14 protein-coding genes are annotated in these 15,625 nt (G+C 65.7%); 10 read left to right on the forward strand and 4 right to left on the reverse strand.

What is annotated here, in order from left to right; translation table 11 throughout:
* Positions 1 to 48: 48 nt before the first annotated feature.
* The 4 genes from ACQP1T_RS38045 (at position 49) to ACQP1T_RS38060 (ending at position 5,533) form a co-directional block, all read left to right on the forward strand.
* Positions 49 to 639: a TetR/AcrR family transcriptional regulator gene (locus tag ACQP1T_RS38045; protein ID WP_433757778.1), complete on the forward strand. Its 591-nt coding sequence runs from the start codon at positions 49 to 51 to the stop codon at positions 637 to 639.
* Positions 639 to 2,450, forward strand: coding sequence for an alpha/beta fold hydrolase (locus ACQP1T_RS38050; protein WP_433757779.1), 1,812 nt, complete (start codon positions 639 to 641; stop codon positions 2,448 to 2,450). Before ACQP1T_RS38045 ends, ACQP1T_RS38050 begins: the two co-directional genes overlap by 1 nt.
* Positions 2,451 to 2,638: 188 nt before the next feature.
* Complete coding sequence (locus tag ACQP1T_RS38055) at positions 2,639 to 4,279, forward strand: cutinase family protein (RefSeq protein WP_433757780.1); 1,641 nt, start codon at positions 2,639 to 2,641, stop codon at positions 4,277 to 4,279.
* Positions 4,280 to 4,603: 324 nt separating this feature from the next.
* Positions 4,604 to 5,533, forward strand: coding sequence for a DMT family transporter (locus ACQP1T_RS38060; protein WP_433757781.1), 930 nt, complete (start codon positions 4,604 to 4,606; stop codon positions 5,531 to 5,533).
* A gap of 6 nt (positions 5,534 to 5,539) precedes the next feature.
* Here the strand turns inward: ACQP1T_RS38060 and ACQP1T_RS38065 are convergent, their stop codons facing one another.
* Positions 5,540 to 6,013, reverse strand: a complete 474-nt coding sequence (locus ACQP1T_RS38065; RefSeq protein WP_433757782.1) for a MarR family winged helix-turn-helix transcriptional regulator — start codon at positions 6,011 to 6,013, stop codon at positions 5,540 to 5,542.
* A gap of 55 nt (positions 6,014 to 6,068) precedes the next feature.
* Here ACQP1T_RS38065 and ACQP1T_RS38070 point away from each other — a divergent pair, with 55 nt between their 5' ends.
* The 5 genes from ACQP1T_RS38070 to ACQP1T_RS38090 all read left to right on the forward strand — a co-directional run bounded on the left by ACQP1T_RS38070 (position 6,069) and on the right by ACQP1T_RS38090 (position 10,979).
* Positions 6,069 to 6,677, forward strand: coding sequence for a hypothetical protein (locus tag ACQP1T_RS38070; protein WP_433757783.1), 609 nt, complete (start codon positions 6,069 to 6,071; stop codon positions 6,675 to 6,677).
* Positions 6,678 to 6,704: 27 nt separating this feature from the next.
* Positions 6,705 to 7,355, forward strand: coding sequence for a class I SAM-dependent methyltransferase (locus tag ACQP1T_RS38075; RefSeq protein WP_433757784.1), 651 nt, complete (start codon positions 6,705 to 6,707; stop codon positions 7,353 to 7,355).
* A 142-nt stretch (positions 7,356 to 7,497) separates the two neighbouring features.
* Positions 7,498 to 8,847, forward strand: coding sequence for a WS/DGAT/MGAT family O-acyltransferase (locus tag ACQP1T_RS38080; protein ID WP_433757785.1), 1,350 nt, complete (start codon positions 7,498 to 7,500; stop codon positions 8,845 to 8,847).
* A gap of 49 nt (positions 8,848 to 8,896) precedes the next feature.
* Positions 8,897 to 9,637 carry a class I SAM-dependent methyltransferase gene (locus ACQP1T_RS38085; RefSeq protein ID WP_433757786.1) on the forward strand — a complete coding sequence of 247 codons (741 nt, stop codon included), beginning with the start codon at positions 8,897 to 8,899 and terminating at the stop codon, positions 9,635 to 9,637.
* A gap of 217 nt (positions 9,638 to 9,854) precedes the next feature.
* Positions 9,855 to 10,979, forward strand: a complete 1,125-nt coding sequence (locus ACQP1T_RS38090) for an NAD(P)H-dependent flavin oxidoreductase (RefSeq protein ID WP_062981654.1) — start codon at positions 9,855 to 9,857, stop codon at positions 10,977 to 10,979.
* 327 nt (positions 10,980 to 11,306) lie between these two features.
* On the opposite strand, the gene ACQP1T_RS38095 is transcribed toward ACQP1T_RS38090, so the two are convergent.
* Both ACQP1T_RS38095 and ACQP1T_RS38100 read right to left on the reverse strand, forming a co-directional pair.
* Entirely contained in the window at positions 11,307 to 12,257 is a 951-nt protein-coding gene (locus ACQP1T_RS38095) for an oxidoreductase (protein ID WP_433757788.1), read from the reverse strand.
* 189 nt (positions 12,258 to 12,446) lie between these two features.
* The gene (locus ACQP1T_RS38100; RefSeq protein ID WP_433757789.1) at positions 12,447 to 13,226 is read right to left on the reverse strand and encodes a GntR family transcriptional regulator; all 780 of its coding nucleotides are present in this window, start codon (positions 13,224 to 13,226) and stop codon (positions 12,447 to 12,449) included.
* Between the two features lie 229 nt (positions 13,227 to 13,455).
* Between ACQP1T_RS38100 and ACQP1T_RS38105 the strand changes: the two genes are divergently transcribed.
* Positions 13,456 to 14,820 (forward strand): ABC1 kinase family protein, encoded by a 1,365-nt coding sequence (locus ACQP1T_RS38105; protein WP_433757790.1) that lies wholly within the window; start codon positions 13,456 to 13,458, stop codon positions 14,818 to 14,820.
* A gap of 152 nt (positions 14,821 to 14,972) precedes the next feature.
* Here ACQP1T_RS38105 and ACQP1T_RS38110 read toward each other — a convergent pair whose 3' ends face one another.
* Positions 14,973 to 15,566 carry a GDSL-type esterase/lipase family protein gene (locus ACQP1T_RS38110; RefSeq protein ID WP_433757791.1) on the reverse strand — a complete coding sequence of 198 codons (594 nt, stop codon included), beginning with the start codon at positions 15,564 to 15,566 and terminating at the stop codon, positions 14,973 to 14,975.
* Between the last annotated feature and the right edge of the window lie 59 nt (positions 15,567 to 15,625).

Below are 15,625 nucleotides of genomic sequence, written 5' to 3' on the forward strand. Positions count from 1 at the left end.
ACGTCTAGCCACGGTTGCAAAATCTATAGACCGGTCTATTCTGAAGCCATGGTTACATCCAAGGGCACTCGAACGAGTGGGCAGTTGGTGGAGTCGATGCTGGAGTTGATCCAGGCGCGGGGGTACGCCGGTACGGGGTTGAACACGGTTGTGGAGCACGCGGGGGCACCGAAAGGGTCGCTGTACTTTCACTTTCCGGAGGGCAAGGAGCAGCTCGGGGAGAAGGCGATCGAATTGGCGGCCGAGCGATTTCGGACCTTGCTCGACGAGACGGCGGGGGCCGGGGCGTCACCGGGGGAGGTGATTCGGCGGGTTGTGGAAGTACTGGCCGGATTGGTCGCGGACAGCGATTTTCAGCTCGGGTGCCCGGTTTCGGTGGTCACGCTGGAGATGGGTGCGCACAGCGAACGGCTGCGTGGCGTGTGTGCGGCGGCATTCGAATCGTGGATCGCGCCGGTGCGTGAATACCTGGTCGCGGCAGGGCATTCGGAGGCGGCGGCGCGCACGCTGGCAACGGCGACGGTCAGTGCGGTGGAGGGTGCGGTGATCGTGGCGCGCGCCAAACGCGACGTGGAACCCTTGCACAGCACGGCACAGATGCTGGCCGCCCTGCTCGATCAGCCAGGGACGGTGGCCTGATGACGGCGCGGCATGCGCTCGTATTCGGAGCCACCGGCTTTATCGGCCGCAATCTGATCCTCACCTTGGACCAGGCCGGAGTCCGTGTCACCGCCGCGGTCCGCAACCGCGAATCGTTCGGACGGCTGGCCGCATGGCTGGCTGATCGTGGGTGCCGGACGGCTCCGGCGGAGTTGATCGTCGACTTCGACGCCGATCCCATTGTCCGGGGCGAGGATTCGGTGTGGTCGGATGTCACCGAGGTCTACAACTGTGCTGGCGCTTACCGATTCGGCATGACGAAGGACGAGGCGAGGCACGGCAATGTCGACAGCGTCCGCTCGGTGGTGTCCTTCGCCGCGCGGTTGCCTCAGCTGTCCCGGCTTGTCTACGTCTCCGGCTACCGCGTCGGCGGTCAGGACCCGAGCACCGTTCCGTGGAGCCCGCAGCGAGTGGAACGAACCCATCGCCGTCTTGGCGCTTATGAGGCGTCGAAGGTGGAGGGCGATGCGGTATTCCAGGCCGTCGCCGACGAACTCGGCGTGCCGTGGTCGATCGTCAACCCGCCCACGGTCATCGGGCCGAGCAGCACCGGCGAATCCGATCAGTACCTCGGCCTCGCGGCGAGCTTGAAAGAGCTCTGGCAAGGCACAGTCGCGGCACTGCCGGGCGACTCTCGCACCTTCGTGCCGGTAGTACCGGTCGACTATCTGACCCGCTTCATGACCCTGCTCCCAACCGATCCCAGCACTGCCGGTACCGCGTACTGGGTACTCGACGACGACACGCCCGCACTGCCGACCCTGATGTCGCGAGTCGGTAGGCACTATCGGGTGCCGGTACCGCGCACGCGTATCCCGGTCGCCCTGGTAAAGCGCCTACCGCAATGGTTGACGAAGGCCGACCCCGAGACGCTGACCTTCCTCTCCAGCGACCGCTATCCCACCGACTCCGCACGGGAACTCGCCCGCAGGCATGGCCTCGACATGCCCGACACCACGCGCACGATCCTGCGATGGGCGGACCATCTCGCCGCGCACCGGTTCGGTGCGGCGTCAATGGACAGTGCCGCAAGGACTTTCGATGACTACGCCGGTGTCCGAACCTTCCGGATCGGCGAGCCCGACGCACCGACCGTGTTACTGCCCGGTCTGCCGGTCAATGCCGACACCTGGGCTCCGGTCGCCGCGGCCGTCGGCCATGCCAGGGTTCTGGACCTGCCCGGACTCGGGATGTCCACGGGCGGTCGAGGTGACTGGCACGCATGGCTCACGGCACTGCTCGAACGAACCCCCGGCGCGCACCTGGTCGGTCACTCCATCGGCGCCGCCGCAGTGGTCGAGGCCGCGGCCGCACATCCGGACAAAGTGGGATCGATCACACTGGTCGCGCCGTTCTTTCTCCAGCCGAGCGCCGGGATTTCGGCACGTGCCACGCCGCTGACCAGGTGGTATCTGCGTCGACTCGGCCCGAACGCCTTGTCCGAGAAACTCACCGGCTCGCCCGACCACACGGCGATGCTGCAATCGAGCGTGCAGGATCTGCGTCGCGCGAGCGTTTCGGCCAACGTCGCCACACTATTCGCCGCGACGACGAACGCACGCTGGCGCAGCGACCTCGCTGCCGAGCTCGCGCAATATCCCGGACCGATCCACGTGATCACCGGAAGCCAGGACCCGCTCGCTCCGGCTCTCGAATCACTCTCGCCCCGAACGGAATTCAGCACGATCGGTGGAGCCGCCCACCATCCACAACTGACCCACCCCGATGCGTTGGCGAAGGCTATTGCGCGAACCCGTGGCGGGAGTCAGCTCGGGACGGTCGGGTCGTAGCGAGCGCAGAATTGGCGCCGCACACCAGTGTGGGATTGCTCACGGCGAGCGACCAGATGCCGGGCGCGCTGCGCGCGGCGATCCGGCCGCGGTAACGATTCGGCCGTCGCGCCCGACGTTCTTCAAGACACATGGCCTGTCGGGGGGCCTGTCCGTCCACTTGTCGGTTTTGGATTGGGGAACGGGACATGGCTCTTCGGGAGTTCTTCGCGCGCCATCGAATGGCTTCGGCCATCGCGGCGCCCGCGTCATTGGGGGTGGTGGCGATCGTCGCCGCTTCGGTGGCGCTGACGTCGACGCACGAAACCGTCGATACCCGCCTGCGGGCATCGGTGACCGAGTGCCATGACATGGTGACCATCTCGGTCGCCGGGCGTCGGGACACACCGGATGCCGCCACCACGAAGTTGCTGGTCGGGGCCAATGGTGAAGAGTTGCCCGCCGCGCTGTCCGGTGACTACAACAGCGAATGGGTCGATCCGGTTGTCAACGCACCTGCCGACGACGTCGATCCCGGCTCGTATGCCGCTGTCTACATCGCCTATCCGGCGAATATGGACAGCTACGAGGATGCGGTCAACGCGGGTGTCGCGAATACCGAACAGGTCATGCGGGAAATCGCGCTGGCGTGCCCGGACACCAAGTTCTCGATCGTGGGCTACAGCGAGGGCGCCGATGTGGTGCGCCGCGTCGCCATGACGATCGGACATCAGAGCGCCGATAAGGACGGCGGCTACGGCATCGTCGATCCGGCCGATGTGGTCGGTGTCGTCATCCTGGCCGATGCCGGACGTTCGGCGGGCGACGGTCCGTTCCCGGGTGCGAAGGATCCATACGGCAATCCCGACGGCTTCGACCAGAAGTATCAGAACGGCACGAAAACCGCTTCCGGCCAGGGCGCACTGCCCGGCACCAGCGGCGACTTCGGTGCGCTCAACGGCAAGATCGCCTCGTTCTGCTCCGATGGCGATCTCACCTGCTCGGCGCCGCAGAACATCTCACTGCTGCAGCTGGCGGTGAATGTGGGTCGGCAGTTGAATGTCGACGCGCTCGAACGCGACGGACTCACCCCGGCGACCGGACAGGACGTCGCCGTTGTCCTCGGCCGAATCGCATTGGCGGCCTTCGCGGATATCCAGTCGCAGCCGAACTGGATGCAGAGCGATGAGACCTTCCTGCAAGTGCTGCTGAGGGTTTCGGATCCGGAATACAAGCCGGGTCAGGCGCCGAAGACTCCGGCCAAGGCCGAGTCGATCTCGACCGATCAGATGTCGCCGCTGGCATACCTGCCGCAGAAGGTGTTCAACGAGATCATCGGTCTCATCGTGACGAACCAGAACACCATTCCGGTGATCATGAGCGACCCCTACCAGCAGACGCTCGGCCCCAATGCGAGCGGTCACCACTTCGACTACTGGCGCGACGCCGACCCGAACAACGGTAAGCCGCTGACCTCCGCCGAATACGCGGCCGCCTGGCTCACCCATCTGGCGAAGCAGGCACAGGCGGGTCAGCAGGTCGACACGACCGCCAAGCCGGAATCGGCCGATCTCGCCGCCGCCTACCAGGCAGCGACCTCGACGACCAAGGCGCCCGAACCGAGCAAGACCACGACCGCGGCACCGACGACCACCACAACCGCCCCCGCGAAGGCGGAAGTCAGCGGCCAGCCGACCACCACGGCACCGCCGACGAGCACACCGGCGGTGACGACACCACCGGCTTCGACCACCACGACCACTCAGCCGCCGAAGCCGACAACCACCGAATCCACCACCACGACAACGCAATCCGTGGCACCAACGACCACCAAGTCGACTCAGCCCTGACCCGACGCTGTCGCACGCAGGTCCGCACGGTCGACGCCGTCGCGGGCCTGCGCCGATATCCCTTGCAGCACAGCGCCATAGAAGGTCGCCATAGCATCGGTCTCGGCAACTCACCGGGCCGATGACTGTCGCGGTAGACGACGGTGGCGTCTAGACCCCTCGACCGAAGATTCGTGGTGCGAGTCCGTCCGAGGACGTCTGGCGGACCTTGCACCGGTCCAGACGAGACCCGCTCGCCGATTCATCGCGCACCCATCCCGTGATGGGATGTATTCGTATAGGCTCCGATTCGATCGGAAGTGAGCACGGCGAGATGGTGAAGCGATGACGCAGCGCGGGTGGGTGCTGTTCTTGGCGATGGGCGTCATCTGGGGTGTGCCCTACGCGATGATCCGGATAGCGGTCGAGGATTTCGACCCGATCGTGGTGGCATTCGGCCGGACCTTGCTCGGCGCGCTGATCCTGCTGCCGATCGCGCTCTATACCAAAGCCCTCGCGCCGGTGTTCCGGCGTTGGCGTCCGCTGCTGCTGTACACCTTGGTCGAGATCACCGGACCGTGGTTTCTGATCGGGTACGCGGAGACCACCTTGAACAGCTCGACCGTAGGGCTGCTGATCGCCGCGGTTCCCCTGGTCGGCGTGGTGATCCTGTCCAAGTCCATCCAGGGCCTCGGCGCGAAGGTGTGGCCCAACTACTACTTCACACACGATCGCTTCGACGCCCGCCGCACCATCGGCCTGATCATCGGATTCGCGGGTGTCGCGGCCCTGGTCGGCTTCGATATCGACCTGACCCAGCCCGCCGCGATCGGCGCCATCGGGCTGACCTCCATCGGTTACGCCGTCGGCCCGATCATCATCAATCGCGCACTGGCCGATCTGCCGCCGCTGGGTGTGGTCACCGGATCACTGATTCTCGCGGCGGTGATCTACACACCGTTCGCCGCACTCCGCCGGCCGACACATTTCACCGCCGACGCGTCGTGGTCGGTGCTCGGACTGGCCGTAATCTGCACGGCCGCAGCATTTCTGGTCTTCTTCGCGCTCATCGGCGAGGTCGGCCCTGCCCGTGCCACGGTCATCACCTATATCAATCCGGCGGTGGCCATCCTGCTCGGCGTGACCCTGCTGGACGAGCCGCTGACCATCGGCATGGGCATCGGCTTCCCGCTGGTCATCCTCGGCTCGATCCTCGGCACCGTCCGCGCCCGCGCCGCCGAGGAACCGGCGGCGACGCCCGCCACCCAGTCCTGAGCGCCCTCAGTCGGCCGCACTGAAGGTCGACCCGGCGCCGCCGATGATCTTCAGCAGCACCGCGCGCAGCCGATCCACCTCGGCCGCACCGATGATCGCGTCCAGATGCGCGTCGAATCGCTCGACCACATCCAGCCCCGCCTCGACCACGGACCAGCCAAGCGGGGTGAGGCGAACCAGGCGCGCCCGCCGATCGCTCGGATCGGGCGTCACCTCGACATAGCCGCGCGCATCCAGATGCCGCACGAGCTCACCCATCGCCTGTTTGGTCATGCCCGCGCGCCCGGCGAGATCGATCAGGCGCGTGCCATCGGGATCGATGACCTGGAATACCGGCGCATGCGCGGCCCGTAGATCGGCGAATCCGGCCGCCGCAAGACCCGCATCCAGTTCGGCCGCAAGCGTTCGCGCCGCCGCACCGAGCAGATTCCCGAGCGGCGGCGGCCGATCGGCCAATGAATTAGTCAGGCTCTTGACCATTGCGGGGCTCCTTCGTATCTTTAGTCAGGAACCTTACTACTTTTGGATGGTGCACATGACTGTCATCGGATTCGCAGCGCTCGCCCTGATGATCGAACTCGGCTGGCTGGCCTTCTCGGACGGATCGATCGGATCGATCACCGCGGTGGTGCTCGCGAGCATCGCGGTGCTCACCGTGACCGCTGGCCGCTTCGTGGTCGTCGATACGACGGTGCGAATCCTGTTGGGCGCGTTGTTCGCCGGTTCGGTCGCCGACCGGTTCGGCCTGCTCGGCGCGCCGGGCGCGGACGGTGTTTCCTGGGGCGACTACGCCGCCTTCACCGACTACACCCGCACGCTCACACCGCAGTTCTTGGATTGGTCGGTACCTGCGCTCGCCGCCATCGCGACCGCATCGGAGACCCTGCTGGCCATCGGCCTGATCCTCGGCATAGCCGCGAAACTCATCGCACGCGCCGCCACCGCGGTGTTGATCGTCTTCGCGGCGGCCATGTGGACATCGGTGGGATTCGATGAAATGTGTTCGTACGGCGTCCTTGTCGTGGCGGGCGGTGCGGCGATTCTCGGCAGCCGCGATACCGCCCTGCATCTCGACAAACTGTTGCGCCGGATGCCTGTCGCGGGGCTTGGCAATGAAATCCAGCGTCGCGGCGCGACTCGATGAAGGGTGTCGGGAGGGCATGATGTTCGGATGACAGCGAACAGTCGAACCGATCCCGCGGATGTGGCGCACACCCGGGCCGCCTACGACGATATCGCCATCCGCTACGCCGAATTCGTCAAGGATCATCTCGCGACGCAGCCATTCGACCGCGCCATGCTCGGCACCTTCGCGGAACTGGTGCGGGCCGACGGACGAGTGGCCGACCTCGGATGTGGTGAGGGTCGGCTGACCGCGCACCTGTCCGGGCTCAGCCTCAATACCTTCGGGATCGACCTGTCACCCGAACTGCTGGCATTGGCGCGCGCACAGTATCCGACACTCGATTTCGACGAAGGCTCGCTCGAACATCTCGATATCGGCGACGCCACTCTCGCGGGAATTCTGGTGTGGTATTCGATCATCCATCTGCCACCCGAACGGATGCCCGCTGTGTTGGCGGAGTTTCATCGGGTACTCGAGTCAGGAGGGCACGCACTGCTCGCGTTCTTCCACGCGCCCGATGTCCAGGATGTGGAACCGTTCGACCACAAGGTGATAACCGCCTACCGATGGTCACCGGATCGGCTCGCCGGGCTGGCCGAACAGGCCGGTTTCACGCCGACCGCCCGGTTGATCCGAGAACCGGATCCCGGCGAGCGCGGCCGCCAGGCCTACCTGTTCCTGGTCAAGGATCGCTGATTCGGCCAACGCGAATCCGCGCCTTTCCGTAAGGTTGGGGGCAGCACAGGGGACATGGCTGTGCGGACCCTTATCGACATCGTGGTCGTTTCCTTTTCAGCAAAGACCTCAGCACCACACCGTCGTCAGGGGGCGACAGACCATGGAGCTCATTTCTCCGATCGATGCCATATTTCTGCTCGCCGAATCCCGCGAGCACCCGATGCATGTCGGTTCGCTACAGCTGTTCGAGGCACCGGAGGATGCCGGGCCCGATTTCGCTCGGCTGACCCATGAGAAGTTGCTGGCGGACAACGAATTCCATCCCACCTTCCGCAAGCGCCCGGCGACCTGGCTCGGCGCCCCGCAGCTGGCTTGGACCCAGGCCGAGGACGTCGAACTCGCCTATCACCTGCGCCGGTCGGCGCTGCCGAGTCCAGGCAGCTTCGATCAACTGCTCGAACTGGCCTCCGACCTGCACAGCTCGCTACTGGACCGGCATCGCCCGCTATGGGAGATCCACGTGGTGGAGGGGCTGAGCGACGGCCGCTTCGCGCTGTACTCGAAAATGCATCACGCGCTGATCGATGGCGTCACCGCACAGCGACTGCTACAGCGAACGCTCACCAACGATCCCACGGCGAGCGAAACGCGTGTGCCGTGGAATCTGCCCGGTTCGAAGCGCAAGAGCGAACCGGCGGGCTCGATGCTGGGCGGGCTGGCGCGAAATCTGTTGTCGGCGGCCAATTCCGGGCCCGCCGCGCTGCGGGTGGCCAGGGCCGCGCTGGTGCAGCAGCAGTTGACCATGCCGTTCGAGGCGCCGCGCTCGATGTTCAATGTGCCGATCGGCGGCGCACGGCGGTGCGCGGTCCGGTCCTGGCCGCTGGAGCGGGTCAAGCAGGTCAAGAAGGCGACCGGCACGACCGTCAACGATGTGGTGCTTGCGATGTCCGCCGGTGCGTTGCGCGCGTATCTGATCGAACAGAATGCCCTGCCCGATAAGCCGTTGATCGCCATGGTTCCGGTGTCGCTGCGCAGCGATGAGGACGAGGTCAGTGGCGTCAAGGTCGGCGCGATCCTGTGCAATCTCGGCACCGATATCGCCGATCCGATCGAACGGCTGCGCGTGGTGAGCGATTCGATGCGCCGCAGCAAAGAGGTCTACAACTCGCTGTCCCCCATCCAGACCATGGCGCTATCCGGGCTGATGCTCAGTCCGCTGGCCCTGACCCTGCTGCCCGGCATGCTGTCGTTCACGAACCCGCCGTTCAATATCGTCATCTCGAATGTCCCTGGCCCCAAGGAACCGCAGTACTGGAACGGCGCTCGCCTGGACGCCTCGTATCCGATGTCGATTCCGTTCGACGGTCAGGCCGTCAACATCACCCTCACCACCAATGTCGACAGTCTGGACTTCGGACTCGTCGGCTGCCGCCGCAGCGTGCCGCGACTGCACAGCCTGCTCGACCACCTGGAGAATTCGCTGGCCGAACTGGAGCAGTCGGCCTGCTGAACCGTCGAATCCCCTGCGTCGCCAGCCGATAGCGCTGAGGCTGGCGACTATGACTCTTTACGACCACACCGGACGGACATATACCCGGACCAGACAACCGGATCCGCGTTTCGCCGCGGTTGTCGACGACGCGGTGCGCGGCATGGAATCGATCGCCAATGTCGGCGCGGGCAGCGGATCCTACGAACCGGCGGGCACCGTGATCGCGGTCGAGCCGAGCGAGGTGATGATCGCCCAACGCCCACCGACTGCCGCACCAGCGATCAAGGCGGTCGCCGAGCAGCTGCCGATCCGCACAGACGCCGTCGATGCCGCCTTGGCCATCCTGACCGTGCACCACTGGACCGACCTCGCCCGCGGCATCGCCGAACTGAAACGGATCGCCCGCCGCCGCATCGTCATTCTCACCTGGGACCACACCGTCTGCCGCGAATTCTGGCTGCTCCGCGACTATCTGCCCGCCGCTGCCGAAACCGATGCGCGCCTGGCCGTCGCACTCCCCCGCCTCACCGGACTACTCGGCGACGCATCGATCACCCCGATCCCGGTCCCGCACGACTGCGTCGACGGGTTCGGCGGCGCGTACTGGCGGCGGCCCGAGGCGTACTTGGACGACACCGTGCGCGCTGGCATGTCGATGCTGGCGATGACCCCTGCGGCGCTACTCCGGGACGGACTGAACCGACTCCGCGCCGATCTCACCACCGATAGGTGGGCCGCGCGGCATGCCGATCTGCTCGGCAAATCCCACCTCGACCTGGGCTACCGCCTCGTCACCGCGGAACTCTGATCCGGTCGAGCGGAACGGCTACCCGCAGAAAACTAGAACGTGTTACATTCGAGGTCAGGCGCCCGCGCATGTCGACGAAGCTACCGTCGCGTCATGGCGATATCTGCGACAGTCGGCCGAATCGACAGCGCGGGCCGGTGACCAAATATGTAACCCGTTCCAGCACTCGTCAGCCGTTGTGATCCGGCTGCTGAGCAAGTAGGGAGACCAGCACGCCATGCGTACCGAAATCTGCGATCGGCTGGGGATCGAATTCCCCATCTTCGCCTTCACCCATTGCCGCGATGTCGCGGCCGCGGTCAGCAATGCCGGTGGACTCGGCGTGCTCGGTGCGGTGGGCTTCACCGCCGAGGAATTGGAGGTCGAGCTGGCCTGGCTCGACGACCATGTGCACGGTGTGTACGGCGTCGACCTCGTCATCCCGTCCAAGTACGAGGGCAAGGGGATCGATGATCTGACCCCCGAACAGCTGGAAGCCAAACTGGCGGAATTGGTTCCGCAGGGGCACCGGGACTTCGCGGAGAAGCTGCTCAACGAACACAATGTCCCGCATCTGCCCGACGGCGAGCGCCATAACCAGTTGCTCGGCTGGACCGCGACCACCGTCGCGCCGCAGATCGAGGTGATCCTGCGCCACCCCAAGGCCAAGCTGGTCGCCAACGCCCTCGGCACCCCGCCGCCGGATGTGGTCGAGCAGATCCAGAGCTCGGGACGGCTCATCGGCGCGCTGTGCGGTTCGGTGAAGCATGCGCTCAACCACAAGCGCGCCGGCCTGGACTTCGTTGTCTGCCAGGGCACCGAGGGCGGCGGGCACTGCGGTGAGATCTCCTCGATGGTGCTGTGGCCGCAGGTGGTCGACGCCATCGGCGATATGCCGCTGCTGGCCGCCGGTGGTATCGGCAATGGTCGCCAGGTCGCCGCCGCGATGGCGATGGGCGCGGCGGGTGCGTGGACCGGCTCGCTGTGGCTGACCGTCGAAGAGGCGAATGTTCCGCCCGCGCAGATGCAGACCTATATCGAGGCCTCCAGCCACGACACCGTGCGCTCGCGGTCCTGGACCGGTAAGCCGTGCCGCATGCTGAAGAACGACTGGACGGAGGCCTGGGAGGCGCCGGAGAATCCGGACCCGCTGCCCATGCCGCTGCAGATGATGGTGGCTCTGGACGGCGTCAAGCGCGGGCACCGCTATCCGGAGGCGGCCAAGGACGTGAACTTCAATCCGGTCGGTCAGGTCGTCGGGATGATGAACAAGGTGGAGCGCTCCGCCGATGTGATCGCCCGGCTGATCAATGAGTACGTGGAGGCGTGCGACCGCCTGAACAAGCTCAATAGCGCGCTGTAGCAGGCACTTCGACGCCGCCCCTGCCAACCGGTCGGGGCGGCGTCTTCGTCCTCCCGTGGCTGGGTAGCCGTTCATCGACGCACGCGGTATACAGATGATTCGCATTGCTACAGTGCGAGCGCTCGCGTCAGTCTTGGGAGGTCGGCATGTATCCCTGCACCAACCCTCGGTGCGGAAGTCGCGGACATAATGAGCCGGAGTGTCCGAATCTGATGCATGCCGATCTGCCGCAACGGCGAAATCTGGTGGTGCTGGCCGTACTCGCCGTCACGATCGTCAGCTCGCTCGTGCTCGCCGCCTTCGCCGCGGCACCGCATTGATATCGATCTAGGTCACCGAGAAGTCGTAGCGCACTCCGGTCAGCTGCTCGCTGAGTTCCCATAGTTTGCGCGCGGTCGAGCGACGGTAGGCAAGCGGATTGCGCAGTGTCCGCCGCGGATATCCGGCGAACTCGAAACCCGGTCCCACATAAGAGTTTCCGCGCACCTCGGGCACCGTGGCGGCATACAGCTGCGGCAATGCGCCCATCCGATCGGACTGGGCCAGCGCGAACAGGATCGCCTGTGGGATGGCCGCCAAGACGCCGTTCACACCCTTCTCACCGTTGCGGTCGTAGAGATGGGTCGCCGACACTCCGGGATGTGCGCCAACAGCGCGCAGGTCGGACCCGGCCGCGCGGGCCCGGCGCTCGAGTTCGGCGGTGAACAGCAGATTCGCCAGTTTGGACTGACTGTAGGCGGGCCAGCGCAGATAGAGTCGCTGCCAATTCGGGTCGAGCCAGTTGATCACGCCGACCCACGCGGCCACCGACGATACGGTGACCACGCGCGGTTGTTCGGCGCGCAGCAGTGCGGGCAGTACGCCGCCGGTGAATGCGAAGTGGCCCAGGTGATTCGTGCCGAATTGGGCGTCGAACCCGTCGGCCGTGCGCGAGCGCGGCACCGCCATCACACCGGCGTTATTGATCAGCAGATCGATCCGCCCTACTGTGTCGTTGATCTGCTCGGCCGCCCGCCTGACCGAGGCCAGATCGGCCAGATCCAACTGCAGCACTTCGGGTTTCGGCCCGGTGGCCACTGCGGTGACCGCATCCAGCGCGGTCGCCGCCTTCTGCGGATTACGGCAGGCCAGCAGCACGTGCGCGCCTTTGCTCGCCAGCGCTTCGGCAGTGCGTAGGCCGAGGCCACTATTGGCGCCGGTGACCACGACGGTCTTGCCGGATTGGTCCGCGATATCCGCAATGGTCCAGCGGCGCGGCAGAATTGGTGCCGATTTCACAGAGAACTCCTGGTTGATCTAGACCGCTTCGTCGGCGCACGCGGAGCCGACCAGGGCACAGAATGTCTCAGACAGCTGATCGAGCCTTGCGATGTTGCCAGATGGCAGCAATCGCACGGCCGCCGGGCGGCTTCGAGCAGTACTGAGCAAGCGTGACACAGACAGTCGATCCGGAGATTCGAGAGACGATCAGGCGGTCGCCGCGTGCTCCGCATCCTCATCGCCCTCGGCGCCGACATCGAGCAATTCCTCGAACCGGGCGATCACCTTGTCGTGATACAGCCCGAACAGATCCTCGAACAGCGCCAGCTGCGCATCGGACGGGCCGGAACCGGAATCCCACACCGCGACCAGCGCACGCCATACCAATACATGCAGATCGGCCGCGCCCGCGAAGAAGGCCTCGACGGCCTCGGGCACCTCGAGCACCATCTCACCGATGGAGTTCATGATCGCGCGCTGCATGCTCAGCCCGAGTGCGGTGAGCAGGCGGCGGACCAAGCCGATCTCGATGGCGAGGATCTGGCGGAAGTCGGGAACATCCTGTCGGACAAGCGATTCCAGTTCATCGATCTCGGCCTTGAGTTCGGCCGGATCGATCTCCTGTTCGCTGCTGGTGTAGGCGAGCAGCGCCGCCATCACGATGCCGCGCTCCACCTCGACGATGTCGTGGAACATCTCGATGGCCACATCCGGCATCGGAACCGAGAACCGAAACAGGTGCCGATACACATCGATGCCACCCGCCTCACGGACATCGCGGATCGTGAAACCCTTGCCGCGTCGCGCCTCGACGAATCCGTACGATTCCAGCCGACCGAGGGTCAACTGCGCGGTCGCGCGGTTCATATCGAACTCCTCCGCGACCTGACGGACCGACGGCATCAAATCCCCCGGCTGATATTCCCCTGCGGCAACCCGGCGTGCCAGCTCATCGGCAACGTCGGCGACTACCGTTTGGGATCCCATCGAGATGCCACCTTTCGACTCGGTTCCGAACACGTCCCAGACAGTCTATGTCGTCCTGTGCGAGACTGCACCTGTGTAACACCGGTCAGCGTGCAGTGTGAGGTGAGTCATGACAATTCAGCGTGGCGACGGTCGATCAGCCGAGAATTCGACAACTGGACGTGCACGGCTGTTCGCGATGAGATCGAACGGTAAACCTCCAGTTCGCACGGCAGTTCGCAATGCGAAATTGGCGGCGCTGCCGGTCGCCTTCGCCGGTCGTCAGGCCGCGGGTGTCGGCAAGCGCGCGCTTGGCCGATCGGCCGGTGAGGTCAATCGCGAAATCCAGCTGCGCACCGCACAGCACATCTTCGAAGTGCTCGGCGAGCTGAAGGGCTGTGCCGCCAAACTCGGTCAGCTGCTTGCCATTTACGAGCTCGCACTGCCCCCGGATCTCGCCGAGCCCTACAAGATCGCGCTGAGTCGGCTGCAGGATTCCGCGCCCGCGATGCTGCCGCGCTCGGTGCACGCGGCGATGGCCGCCAGCATGGGCGAGGATTGGCGTTGGCATTTCCGGGAATTCGACGATCGGCGCGCGGCCGCGGCCTCGCTCGGGCAGGTGCACCGCGCGGTATGGCGCGATGGTACGCCGGTCGCGGTGAAGGTGATGTATCCGGGCGGCAAGCAGGCGGTCGCGAACGAGCTGGATCAGCTGCGCCGGATCTCCATGCTGGCAACGGTTTTCGTGCCCGGCGCGGATGTCAAGGGGGTGACCGAGGCGATCTGCGCCTGTGTGCTCGACGAACTCGACTATGCGGCCGAGGCGGAATCGCAACGGATCTTCGCGGCGGCCTACGCCGACGATCCGGATTTCTACATTCCGCGGGTGATCGAACAGCGCGGCGATGTGCTCGTCACCGAATGGCTGGACGGCACGCCGCTGCCGCGCGTGATCGCCGCCGGAACACGCGCGGAGCGGGATCGGGCCGGTATGCAGCTGGTGCGGTTCATGGCATCGAGTTGGATCCGCAGTGGTCTGCTGTACGGCGATCCGCATCCGGGCAATTTCCAGGTGCTGCCGGATGGGCGACTCGGCATCGTCGACTTCGGGGCATGCACGCCATGGCCGACCGAGGGTTTCGAGGAGTTCGCCTTCGACTACTGCGACGCGCTGTTCAACGGCGGGCCCGCGGAATTGGAGGCGGCGGCACGGCGGCACGGCTTCTGCGAACCGAACCGGGTCCTCGATGCCGAGGATCTGTTCCATGTGGTCGCGCCGTGCATCGAACCCTTCCGGCACGCGAATTACCGGTTCACCATGCGCTGGCTGCGCAAACAGGTACTGCGCGTGACGAATCCGCGACTGTCGAATGCCTTGCGGCAGGGCACGATGCCCGCGCGCTTCACGCCGTTCGCGCGATCGATGCTGACGCTGATCGGTGCGATCGGTCAGTTGGAGACCGAGGGTTCGTTCCGCGACGAGGTCGGGCGCTGGCATCCGACGTTGCACGAGTTGGTCACTCGGCCCGTCGAGGATGGCGCGGTGCCGGTCGACCTGGCGGTGGCTCGGCGCAAGCGGGCCGAAGCGGATGCGCGCCGGATGTCCGTCGGCTGAGTACAACCCGCGCTGACCAGCTCGGACACCGCAGATGGAATTGCACTAGATCACGTCTCAGACAGTGTCACCGGTAGCTTGCGGGCCGGGCGATTCTGGCGTCGATGAACTTGCGTATCGCTACCGGGCCGACCGGCATTTCCCTGGATTGCTCAGCGCGCCAACCACTCTCGCCAGTACGGCCGGATGAGCGCGGCCAATTCGTCGTAACCGGCCGCGCCCGGATGCGCGCCGTCACCCGCGCGCACCTCGCGCATCCAGACCGCACTGTCGCGTAGCGGTTGATGGATGCGCGCGTAGGGAACCGCTGCGGCAGCACAGATCTCGGCGAAATATTCGTCGAGCGCGGCGGACCTGGTGTTCTGCTCGGTGTCATCGATGGGCGGCGGCGCGACGACCAGGACCGGGAGCTCGGCGGCCTGGGTGAGCAGTTCGGACAGATTTGCCGCCGATTGCTCCGGCGCCACACGGGGCCGCCCGTCGATCCGTGTGGTGTCGTTGACACCGAACGAGACGACCAGGCGCGCATCGCAGCCGTCCGGAAATCGCGGCGAGCATTCGGCCTGCCAGCGGCCGAGGATCTCAGTCGAGGTCTGCATCCGCACGCCCAGGTTGTATGTGGTGAGCGGCTGCCCGGCCGCGTAGGTCTGGGCGGCCAAGCGGCCGACCCACCCGAGGCAATGCGGGTCACCGACACCGGCGACGAACGAATCACCGATGAAGCACACACGTAGGTCGTTGCACACCCGCCGATCTTCTCGAGTTCTCGCCGCGGACCAGCTCCCGGCTGCCGTACGCCGGGGCA

Origin of the sequence: Nocardia sp. CA-135398, from assembly GCF_050955845.1 — a bacterium.
Taxonomy (GTDB): Bacteria; Actinomycetota; Actinomycetes; order Mycobacteriales; family Mycobacteriaceae; genus Nocardia.

Excerpts from the sequence above, each read along its gene's own strand:
- ACQP1T_RS38050 (WP_433757779.1), top strand. The coding sequence starts at position 639 with ATGACGGCGCGGCATGCGCTCGTATTCGGAGCCACCGGCTTTATCGGC.
- ACQP1T_RS38065 (WP_433757782.1), bottom strand. The coding sequence starts at position 6,013 with ATGGTCAAGAGCCTGACTAATTCATTGGCCGATCGGCCGCCGCCGCTC.
- ACQP1T_RS38085 (WP_433757786.1), top strand. The coding sequence starts at position 8,897 with ATGACTCTTTACGACCACACCGGACGGACATATACCCGGACCAGACAA.
- ACQP1T_RS38075 (WP_433757784.1), top strand. The coding sequence starts at position 6,705 with ATGACAGCGAACAGTCGAACCGATCCCGCGGATGTGGCGCACACCCGG.
- ACQP1T_RS38060 (WP_433757781.1), top strand. The coding sequence starts at position 4,604 with ATGACGCAGCGCGGGTGGGTGCTGTTCTTGGCGATGGGCGTCATCTGG.
- ACQP1T_RS38055 (WP_433757780.1), top strand. The coding sequence starts at position 2,639 with ATGGCTCTTCGGGAGTTCTTCGCGCGCCATCGAATGGCTTCGGCCATC.
- ACQP1T_RS38070 (WP_433757783.1), top strand. The coding sequence starts at position 6,069 with ATGACTGTCATCGGATTCGCAGCGCTCGCCCTGATGATCGAACTCGGC.
- ACQP1T_RS38090 (WP_062981654.1), top strand. The coding sequence starts at position 9,855 with ATGCGTACCGAAATCTGCGATCGGCTGGGGATCGAATTCCCCATCTTC.
- ACQP1T_RS38080 (WP_433757785.1), top strand. The coding sequence starts at position 7,498 with ATGGAGCTCATTTCTCCGATCGATGCCATATTTCTGCTCGCCGAATCC.
- ACQP1T_RS38100 (WP_433757789.1), bottom strand. The coding sequence starts at position 13,226 with ATGGGATCCCAAACGGTAGTCGCCGACGTTGCCGATGAGCTGGCACGC.
- ACQP1T_RS38045 (WP_433757778.1), top strand. The coding sequence starts at position 49 with ATGGTTACATCCAAGGGCACTCGAACGAGTGGGCAGTTGGTGGAGTCG.